This window comes from Aestuariivita boseongensis (assembly GCF_001262635.1).
Classification (GTDB): domain Bacteria; phylum Pseudomonadota; class Alphaproteobacteria; order Rhodobacterales; family Rhodobacteraceae; genus Aestuariivita; species Aestuariivita boseongensis.
The window spans coordinates 1-7060 of the sequence record NZ_JXYH01000085.1; the positions used below are offsets into that span (position 1 = coordinate 1).

The window sequence follows — 7060 nt, forward strand, 5'->3', positions numbered from 1 at the left end:
AGTTCAGTTGGGGAGGCTCAACGACGCTTTTGCGCCAATTTCCTGCTTCGAAAAGCAGCGTGAGACGTCTTTCTGACAAGTGCGTGCGTTCCATTTCCGCTGACGCGCCATCCGGTCAGGATGCGAGGCGTTTCTGGACCATGAAAGGCTAAGGCTTCGCTAATCCCGCCTCGGCAAAAAGTGCCAAAGTTTATTCAAATGAGTCTCACGCTCGCTTCTCGACAGAACGTCCTGTCTGCATCGTCAGGTCGCGCCGCTTGCCCCGCTGGTCATAGGTTTGCAGCGTCTCGCGCACCTGTCGCATTTCCTGAACCCGGGCTGCCGCCGCGCGAATTCCTTCCAGCGCCTGTTCGATCAACCCACTGTTTCGGCGCAGCTTTTCCTGCAAAGATGCCAGAGTCGCACGGGGAAAGTCGCCCAAAGCATCGATCCGCGTGATCAAGTCGCCCTTCCGCTCCGCCAGACGGTTGATTCTGTCGACATCACCTTTCAAGAGCGCGGCACGTTCCTCCTCGAGAAGCTCGTCCAGCGCCTGCACCAGCTCTTGCCCGACCGCCTCACCCATCGTCGCGCGCCTTCAAAGCCTGGAAGATTGATTCGGCAAGGCCAATACCACCTGCGCGGGCCATCTGCGTTGCTTGTTCCTGCACAAGGAAGGAAGCGAACTGGTCCTCTCCGGTGCCGCCGCCGAAGGACATTCGCGTCTTTCCCAACCCGGCGGCGTTCAGCATTTCTGCAAGAAAACTTGCCTCAAACGCGACAGCGGCTTCGCGCAGGGCTGTGTCATCCGGTCCTTTCAGAGTGGGCGAGGGCGGTGTTGGTGGAAAAACAACTGGTGTCATGCCTGATCCTTAGAATTCGAGTGATTTTTTCCAAACATGACCCAAAGCAGTAAAGAACCGGTAACTCCCTGCGGTCATGGTGTGCACGTCGAAAAGAATCGTCGGAGCAGGCAGAATGATTGCCCCAATACTTATGCAGACCACGCCAACGTCACAGAGCAATGCGCTTCCGGATCAGGTCGCTGGACAATCGCGCATGCGATTTGATGCAGTGCTTCAAGCGCTGGGCGAACCGGTTGGGGAACAGACGCCTGAGATAGCGGAGGTTGCGGCCCCCATCGTCGAAGCGCTTGACGAGCTGGCGGGCGAGGACGCTTCCGACGCTGACGGGTTGGAAGGTGCACAGCCCGTGATCAAAGCAGGTGACGGCGCGACCGACACCCCCGCGGTCGACATGCCTGTTGGTGGCCAGGTGACGGATCCGAAGGTCGAAAGCGGTGACACTCAGATGGGAACAGCCATGGCGTCCCAACAAGAAGGGGACATGCCTGCGGCCATACCGCGTGCAGATCAATTGTCTGCAATGTCCAAAGGACGGCCGCCATCGGCCGATGATCCGAATACACCGGGGCGGCCGCTTCTGCCGGCTCAGGCCATGGCGCTGCATACACGCGCGGCAGAGGTCAGCGTGGCGCTGAACGCATCGGCCTTGACCGACAGGCCGAACGGGGCGGCGATCCGCCTGCCGCAAACCGCGTCCGACATCGCGGGTGAGAGGATCCCTCTCATGGCCCGCACTGTGGCAGAAGATGCGACACCCGTTCCGGCGGCTCAGCCTGTGTCATCCCCCGACCTGCTGAAACCCCGGCCCAATGCATCCCAATCTGTGGCAGTGTCCCTACCGCTTGGAAATGCACCTGAATTCATGCTGAACGGGATACACAAAACAGGCCGCTCTGATGGGTCACCAGTTGATACGTCCATTGCCCCAACCGGCAATGCGGCCCCATCGGTGCCGCCAGCCCCCGTGCCTGTGCAGGCGGCAACGACTTTGTCCGCAATTCCCGCCACATTGCGCCCCGCGACAGAGGGGGAGCAGACCTCCAACCTCTCCATGGGAGACGACCTTGGCCTTCCCTCCAAAGCGCCTGATGTCACCGGAGCCGGGCCTTCGACCGCTGCCAGCACGCAATCTGCGGCCAAGCCGGTAATCCTGCAGATCGTCCAATTCGCGCCCCAGCCCGGACAGCAGGCCGTTGACATCACCCTCAACCCGGAAGAGCTGGGCAAGCTGCGCCTCTCCCTCCATACGGTGGATGGTGCGTTGACGCTCTCGATCACGGCGGACCGGCAGGAAACGCTTGATCTCCTGCGGCGCAATGTGGGCGATCTGGGTCAGCAATTTGCCGCGCTGGGATACGATACGATCGACTTCCAGTTTCACAGTGGCGCATCTCATCAGGATGACCCTGATCGTGCCGGACAAACCGGTGGCACCGCCCTGATGGATGCCAGCGCCACAGATGCATCGGCTGACTCGCCGCGTATTCTGCAGGTCACGCAGTCCGGCCTTGATCTTCGGTTTTGAGGGGCACAGATGACAATTGTTCCAGTGATTTCCAATGCGGTTTCGGCCGCGAATTCCAGCGCTGCCACAACGGCGTCAAGCAATGCGACCCTCGCCTCGGATTTCGAGACGTTTCTGCAAATGCTGACCGTGCAGGCGCGTTATCAGGATCCGCTCGATCCGATAAGCTCCTCCGATTACGCGGCACAGCTGGCGCAATTCTCCATGGTTGAGCAGCAGGTCTTTACCAATGACCAGTTGACGGCCCTGACCAGGGCCCTTGGCGGGGGTGAGATCAACACGCTCGCCAACTGGGTCGGGATGGAGGTGCGCGCACCCGCCGCCGCAAATTTTGACGGTACCCCCATAACCATTGCCCCCAATCCGGCCGCCCGCGCGGATCGCGTGCAGCTGGTCATCTACAACGACTTTGGCACGGAGGTTGGGCGTCGGACCCTCCCGCTTTCCGCCGAAAACTACCTCTGGGATGGCCGCGATCAGCGCGGTCAGGTCCTGGGCAATGGCACTTACCGGTTCGAGGTGGAAAGCTATGAAGATGGCGAACTGATCCTATCCGACCCCGCTCAGATATATGCCCGCGTGACCGAAGCGCAGTTGGTCGGTCAGGAAACTGTGCTCAAGCTTGACGGCGGCAGCTATGTCACCCCTGATCAGGTGACCGCGCTGCGCGAAGGGGCCTGACGAGCCAAGTGGGTGATCCACGCCTTGCAGGCCTGCGCCCGCTGACTTAGCGTGCGGCCTCATCCCGCCGCCGCCAACGGATCCCCGCGTGTCCAGCAATCTGCCTCAAGCCCTGCTGAACCAACTTGTCCAGACGGGCACGATCGGCGCGTTTGACGCTGTTATGCCCCTGTCCGGTGGTCGCACCAATCGCGTCTGGCGGTTTCGCGACGCGGGCGAGACCCTTGTGCTTAAGCTTTTCGCTCCACCAGCCCGGTCGCCGCTCTTCCCCAATGACCCGGATGCCGAATGTGCTGTTCTGGAACACCTGGGCGGTGCACGCCTTGCCCCTGACCTGCGGGCCACCGGTACGTCCGGTCAGGGACGCTGGCTTCTCTATTCCCACTTGCCCGGCAAGCTCTGGACAGAAAGCGCGGATGCGGTGGGAGAGGGCCTTGCCCGGCTGCACGCGCACCCTCCGCCCGAAAGGTTGCGCTTGGCACCGAACGGCAGCGCGGCCCTTATCGCGCAAACCCACGCGATCCTCGACACATGTTCCGGCCGTGCTGCCGCCGATCTGCGCACCTGCCAGCCGGTCACCCCTGCCGTGCCGCCCACCACCCCTCGTCTGCTCCATGGCGACCCGGTGCCGGCCAATATCCTGATCCATGACGGACAGGCCCGCTTCATCGACTGGCAATGCCCTGCGCTGGGCGACCCGTGCGAGGATCTGGCGATTTTCGCCTCGCCTGCAATGCAGCTGCTCTATGGTGGCGCGCCGCTGACCCAGTCCGACCTTGCTGCACTGAAGGCAGGCTATGCCGACGCGTCCACCACGGACCGGTTCGACACCCTCCGCTCGCTGTATCACTGGCGCATGGCGGCCTTCTGTCTTTGGCGGACAGAACAGGGCGATCTGGAATATGCTCAAGGCTTCGAGCTTGAGCGCGCTGCGCTCTCGGCCCCCTCAGAAGTCCCGTAACCAGAACGACGCATAGGCCGGTGGCATCACCACCCGCCGCGCCCGGCCAAATGGGAAACGCCCCGGATCGGCCCGCATCGCGGCGGGGATATGCCCCGCCCCGTCGCCCAAAGCGACCCGGCCCAGCATGTGGCCCGTGTAACTGCCCATCGCCACGCCATTCCCGTGATAGGCAAATCCGGCCAGCAGACCCGGATGACCTGGAACTTCTCCGGCAAAGGGCAGGAATTTCGGCGACAGGCACACCATGCCCGACCATTGATGCGTGATTTCCACATCGCGCCAGGCCGGAAACATTCGTGCGAAACTGGCCCGCACCCGCCCGCGTGCCCGCGCCTCGCTTGCAGGGGACGAGATCAGCCCGCCCCGCATCCCGATCAGAAACCGGTTATTCGGCATCAGCCGGAAGTAATGCAGCAGGTGCCGCGTGTCGTAACTCATCTGCTGACTGGTCCAACTCTGTCGCTGGATTTCCTCGCCGGTCAGGGGTCGGGTCACGATGATCGTTGATTGCGTGGGCATGTACCGCGCCGCCATCCATTTCGGCAGGTCGTCGCTGGAATAGCCATTCGTCGCGATCAGCATCTTGTCAGCGCGCACCACGCCCCGCGGTGTCGTCACGCGCCAGATCCCGCCCTCCCGACGCAGGTCCACCGCCGAAGACCTCGCGAAAATCCGAACCCCCAGATCCCGCGCCACCTGCAGGATCCCGTCAATGTACTTGCGTGGGTTCAGGGCAAACCCGGTCTCGACTGTCACCGCCCCGTGAAACGGCCCCGCCATCCCGTTTTCCGCCAGATCACGGGCCGAGGCATAAATGGCCGTCGTTCCGTATTTCATCTCATATTCGCGGCCATGCGCCTCCAGTTCTCCCAGTCGAGAGCGTTTGTGCGCCAGATAGGTCTCTCCCTGTGAATGGGTGTCCGCGTCGATGCCGTGCCGCTCAAGAAGGCCGGCCACATGGCCCACCGCATCAACTTCGGCGCGATAGAATTCTGCCGCGCCTTCCGCGCCAAAACGCTGTTTCAACCGTGCCTTGTCGTGGATACCGCCGCCCAGACAGCAAAACCCGCCATTACGGCCCGAGGCACCCCAGGCGGGCGTTTCCGCCTCCAGAACCACGACATCGGCTCCGCCTTCGGCGGCCGTCATCGCGGCGTTCACCCCGGTAAACCCGGCCCCGATCACACAGAGATCGGCGCGGATCTCTCCGGCCTGCACAGGCCAGTCAAAATCCACCGCGCTTTCATCCCAAAAGCAATTGTCCCGCGGCCCGGGGCCATAGGCGTATTCTGAATAAATCCGCTTCATGCAGCGGCTCGCGCGGCGTCCTGTTCATCGCGTTGCTGGCGCAGCATGTTGCGTTTCGAAATCAGCGATGCGCTGATCACCCCGATCGTCACAATGCCGATCAGAAGCGTGGACAGCGCGTTGATCTCCGGGCTCACGCCCAGCCGCACGCTTGACCAGATGCGCATGGGCAGCGTGGTCGCCGATGGCCCGGCGGTAAAGGACGCGATCACCAGATCATCCAACGACAGGGTAAACGCCAACAGCCAACCGGAAATCACCGCAGGCGCAATGATCGGCAGGGTCACCAGCCGAAACGCCTGCCACGGGGTACAGCCCAGATCCAGCGCGGCTTCCTCCAGTGACCTGTCAAATGACACAAGGCGCGAGGACACCACGACGCTGACAAAGCACATCGAAAAGGTCGTATGCGCCAGAACGATCGTCAGAACGCCCCGATCCAGCCCGATCCCGATGAACAGCAGCAAAAGCGACAGGCCGGTGATCACCTCGGGCATCACCAGCGGCGCATAGATCATCCCGGAAAACAGCGTTCGCCCCGAAAACCGCCCCGCGCGCACCAGCACATAGGCCGCCATCGTGCCCAGCACCGTGGCGATGGTCGATGAAATCACGGCCACCTTGAACGTCACCCAGGCCGCATCCAGAAACAGCTCGTTCCTGAGCAACTCGCCATACCACTTGGTCGAAAACCCGGCCCAAACGGTCACCAGACGGCTTTCGTTGAAGCTGTAGATGACCAGCAGCACCATCGGCAGATACAGAAACGCGAACCCAAGGGTGAGGGAGGTCGCGTTGAACCACGAAAACCGCCTCATAGCCCCTCTTCCTCCCGCTGTTTCTGTTCGTTGCGTTGGAACAGGATGATCGGGATGATCAGGATCAGCAGCAGGATCACCGCCACCGCACTCGCCACCGGCCAGTCGCGGTTGTTGAAAAACTCCTCCCACAGGACCTTGCCGATCATCAGCGTCTCGGACCCGCCCAGAAGCGAAGGGATCACAAACTCGCCCAGCGTCGGAATGAACACAAGGAAACACCCGGCGATGATGCCCGTTTTGGCCAGCGGCACCGTGATCAGCCAAAAGGCGGAAGTGCGCGAACAGCCAAGATCTTCGGCAGCTTCCAGCAGGCTGTCATCCATCTTTTCCAAAGACGAATAGATCGGCAGCACCATGAACGGCAGATAGGTATAGACGATCCCGATATAGACCGCCGTCTGCGTGTTCAGGATCATCAGCGGGCTGTCGATCAGACCCATGCTGATCAACAACTGGTTCAGGTATCCTTCATTGGCAAGAATGCCGATCCACGAATACACCCGGATCAGAAAGCTGGTCCAGAATGGCAGGATCACCAGCATCAACAGCGTCGGTCGCCACTCCGGCGCTGCCTTTGCCATGCCGTAAGCAATCGGGAAGCCCACAAGCAGCGTCAGAATGGTCGAGGTCGCCGCGATCTGAAGGCTCGACAGATAGGCCTTCCAGTAAAGATCGTCCTCGGTCAGAAAAACGAAATTCTCGAAATCCAGTTGGCTCAGGAAATCGGTAAAGCCCGCCCACCCCTCGCGCCAATCCAGTGTCGGTGTGTAGGGCGGGATCGAAATTTCGGGATCGCTTAGTGAGATTTTCAGAACGATCAGAAACGGCACCAGGAACAGGGCAAGAAGCCACAGGTAAGGCACCAGAATGACGAAACGGCGTCCCATCTCAGACACGCCCCCCTGCACGCCCCGGA

Annotated in this window: 8 protein-coding genes; 3 read left to right on the forward strand and 5 right to left on the reverse strand. The window is 61.4% G+C overall.

Annotated features, from left to right (window positions below):
• Positions 1 to 205: 205 nt before the first annotated feature.
• Together flgN and TR61_RS18855 are read right to left on the reverse strand one after the other, a co-directional pair.
• Positions 206 to 565: a flagellar export chaperone FlgN gene (gene flgN, locus TR61_RS18850; RefSeq protein ID WP_050932082.1), complete on the reverse strand. Its 360-nt coding sequence runs from the start codon at positions 563 to 565 to the stop codon at positions 206 to 208.
• The gene (locus tag TR61_RS18855) at positions 558 to 842 is read right to left on the reverse strand and encodes a rod-binding protein (RefSeq protein ID WP_050932083.1); all 285 of its coding nucleotides are present in this window, start codon (positions 840 to 842) and stop codon (positions 558 to 560) included. Before TR61_RS18855 ends, flgN begins: the two co-directional genes overlap by 8 nt.
• A 196-nt stretch (positions 843 to 1038) precedes the next feature.
• On the opposite strand from TR61_RS18855, the gene TR61_RS18860 reads away from it, so the two are divergent.
• From TR61_RS18860 to TR61_RS18870, 3 genes are all read left to right on the forward strand, one after another.
• Positions 1039 to 2370, forward strand: coding sequence for a flagellar hook-length control protein FliK (locus TR61_RS18860; protein WP_172677027.1), 1332 nt, complete (start codon positions 1039 to 1041; stop codon positions 2368 to 2370).
• Between the two features lie 9 nt (positions 2371 to 2379).
• Entirely contained in the window at positions 2380 to 3051 is a 672-nt protein-coding gene (locus TR61_RS18865; RefSeq protein WP_050932085.1) for a flagellar hook capping FlgD N-terminal domain-containing protein, read from the forward strand.
• A gap of 88 nt (positions 3052 to 3139) precedes the next feature.
• The gene (locus tag TR61_RS18870) at positions 3140 to 4012 is read left to right on the forward strand and encodes a phosphotransferase family protein (protein ID WP_050932086.1); all 873 of its coding nucleotides are present in this window, start codon (positions 3140 to 3142) and stop codon (positions 4010 to 4012) included.
• Here TR61_RS18870 and TR61_RS18875 read toward each other — a convergent pair.
• The 3 genes from TR61_RS18875 to TR61_RS18885 are packed head-to-tail and all read right to left on the reverse strand — an operon-like array spanning position 3998 to position 7031.
• On the reverse strand, positions 3998 to 5323 hold the full coding sequence (locus TR61_RS18875) for an NAD(P)/FAD-dependent oxidoreductase (protein WP_050932087.1): 1326 nt from the start codon (positions 5321 to 5323) through the stop codon (positions 3998 to 4000). The two genes, TR61_RS18870 and TR61_RS18875, sit on opposite strands and share 15 nt — an antisense overlap.
• A complete protein-coding gene (locus TR61_RS18880; RefSeq protein WP_050932088.1) occupies positions 5320 to 6141 on the reverse strand; it encodes an ABC transporter permease in 822 nt (273 codons plus the stop codon). Before TR61_RS18880 ends, TR61_RS18875 begins: the two co-directional genes overlap by 4 nt.
• Entirely contained in the window at positions 6138 to 7031 is an 894-nt protein-coding gene (locus TR61_RS18885; protein WP_050932089.1) for an ABC transporter permease subunit, read from the reverse strand. The genes TR61_RS18880 and TR61_RS18885 overlap by 4 nt, the downstream gene beginning before the upstream one ends.
• Positions 7032 to 7060 lie beyond the last annotated feature (29 nt).

Bases quoted from the DNA above. Each gene is read 5' to 3' on its own strand.
- flgN (WP_050932082.1), bottom strand. From the start codon at position 565: ATGGGTGAGGCGGTCGGGCAAGAGCTGGTGCAGGCGCTGGACGAGCTT.
- TR61_RS18855 (WP_050932083.1), bottom strand. From the start codon at position 842: ATGACACCAGTTGTTTTTCCACCAACACCGCCCTCGCCCACTCTGAAA.
- TR61_RS18860 (WP_172677027.1), top strand. From the start codon at position 1,039: ATGCGATTTGATGCAGTGCTTCAAGCGCTGGGCGAACCGGTTGGGGAA.
- TR61_RS18865 (WP_050932085.1), top strand. From the start codon at position 2,380: ATGACAATTGTTCCAGTGATTTCCAATGCGGTTTCGGCCGCGAATTCC.
- TR61_RS18875 (WP_050932087.1), bottom strand. From the start codon at position 5,323: ATGAAGCGGATTTATTCAGAATACGCCTATGGCCCCGGGCCGCGGGAC.
- TR61_RS18880 (WP_050932088.1), bottom strand. From the start codon at position 6,141: ATGAGGCGGTTTTCGTGGTTCAACGCGACCTCCCTCACCCTTGGGTTC.
- TR61_RS18885 (WP_050932089.1), bottom strand. From the start codon at position 7,031: ATGGGACGCCGTTTCGTCATTCTGGTGCCTTACCTGTGGCTTCTTGCC.